This window comes from Pseudomonas sp. ANT_J28 (genome assembly GCF_008370005.1).
Taxonomy (GTDB): Bacteria; Pseudomonadota; Gammaproteobacteria; order Pseudomonadales; family Pseudomonadaceae; genus Aquipseudomonas; species Aquipseudomonas frigoris.
Genome location: NZ_VOBM01000096.1, coordinates 1 through 1943, shown reverse-complemented (window position 1 = coordinate 1943; position 1943 = coordinate 1). Strand labels below are relative to the sequence as shown.

Annotated in this window: 2 protein-coding genes; both read right to left on the bottom strand. The window is 55.8% G+C overall.

Annotation, left to right across the window (positions count from 1 at the left end; translation table 11 throughout):
- Window positions 1-45: 45 nt before the first annotated feature.
- Window positions 46-1590 carry an IS66 family transposase gene (locus FQ187_RS29820; protein ID WP_149632222.1) on the bottom strand — a complete coding sequence of 515 codons (1545 nt, stop codon included), beginning with the start codon at window positions 1588-1590 and terminating at the stop codon, window positions 46-48.
- A 16-nt stretch (window positions 1591-1606) separates the two neighbouring features.
- On the bottom strand, window positions 1607-1943 hold a 337-nt coding region (gene tnpB / locus FQ187_RS29815), incomplete at its 5' end, for an IS66 family insertion sequence element accessory protein TnpB (protein ID WP_149632221.1).

Below are 1943 nucleotides of genomic sequence, written 5' to 3'. Positions count from 1 at the left end.
GTATCCGCTCCATGAACCACACCTACCGCCAGACTACCGCCTCGTTTACCGTGGCATCTCTGGCGAGCAATTCCACGGCAACAACGCTTCGTAGTCGGCCACCGACTGCGCATGCGGCAGTCGTTCCAGTACGTGGCGCAGCCACGTGTAGGGCTCTTGGCCGTTGACCTTGGCGGTCTCGACCAAGCTGTAAATCTGCGCGCTGGCGGTGGCGCCATTGCGCGTATCGCTGAAAAGCCATGCCTTGCGTCCGATCACAAACGGCTTTATCGCTCGTTCGGCGGCGTTGTTGTCGATCGGTAAAAAACCAGCCTCCACGTAACGCTCCAGCCGGCTCCAGTTGTTGGCCAGATAATTCACGGCCTTGCCCAGCACGCTTTGTGGCATCACCTGCGGCTGCGTTTTCTCCAGCCAGTTTTTCAGTTGGTTCAGGATCGGCAGGCTCTTTTCCTGACGGCCAGTAAAACGCTGTTCATCGCTGACGTCCTTGAGTTCACGCTCGATGCCGTACAGCTTGTTGATCATCGTCAGCGCGATATCGGCACGCCCGGTCTTGCCCTTAGGCTGCACTTTTTGCGCGTCCACGAACTTGCGTCGCGCATGAGCCATGCACGCCAGACGCTCCACGCCCGGTTGCAACGCCAACGCGTTATAACCGGCGTAATCGTCGGTCATCACATAGCCGCGATAACTTTCCAGCAGGCGCAACGGCACCTCCTGCGCACGGCTGGACGTGTAGTCGAACAACACGACTTTGCGATCCGGGGGCCCACTGGCCTGTACCCACATCCAGGATTGGCTGGTCGGGTCGCGATCTGGTTCTTTAAGCACTTGGACGCGGGTTTCATCGCAGTGGATGACCGGACTTTCCAGTAATCGGTCACGCATCAGATTCAACAGTGGTTGCAGATGTTCGCCGCACTGGATCACCCAGCGAGCCAGTGTTTGCCTTGGGATATCAATGCCATGTCGGCTCAATACCGTTTCGAAACGGTGCAGCGGCAAACCATCTACATATTTTGTCGTTAACAACATGGCCAAAACGCTTGGACTGGCCATGCTCTTTTCAATCAACTGCGCAGGTTTGTCAGCGGTGACAGGAGCCGTTTCACAGCCACGGCAACCGTAGACCTTGCGGATATGTTTGATGACGCGGATCTGCATCGGCACGATGTCCAGCTGTTCGCTGGTTTCTTCACTGATCACATGCTTGCGGCAACCGCAGGCACAGGTCAGTTCGTGTTCAGGCAGTTCGTGGATGACTTCGATACGCGGAAGATCAGCCGACAGCGGCTTGCGCTTACCGCGACGTGGAGTCGGAGCGACAACCTCTTCGTCGGCGTCGCCGACCAGAGTTATCGGCTCGCTTTCAGGCTCGTTGAACAGCGCCAGTTGCGGCGTATTGGGTTCAACGGTCTGTTCGGACTTGCGACCGAACAAACGGTCGCGCAAAAGCTTGATCTGTTCTTTCAGATCGACGATATGAGTCTGGTATACCTCAGCCGTTACCTGCTGACGATTGAATGCCTCAAGCAACATTTGCTTGAGCAAGGCAGGGTCATCAGGAAGGTCTTCGGGCATTAAATTCATGCCCGGATTATACCCATCAGGCGACGAATCTTGGAGTCAGAACTTGATGTGGTCGGTTGCGCCACAGATCAAAACCGTCGAGCAACCAATTCAGTTCCTGAACGCTTAACACGATGGCTTCCTCGGTGGCGTCGGGTGATGTTTTGAAGCGCTCTGACTCGAGACGCTTGAGCCAAAGGCAAAAGCCGTTGCGCTCCCAGTAGAGGATTTTCACTCGATTACGGTGGCGATTCAGAAAAACAAAAAGCACGGGGTCGAACACGGCGACTTTAATATCCAGCTCGACCAGCGCAGCCAGGCCATCGATGGACTTTCGGAAGTCCACGGGCTTGGGGTAGAGGTACACTTTTTCG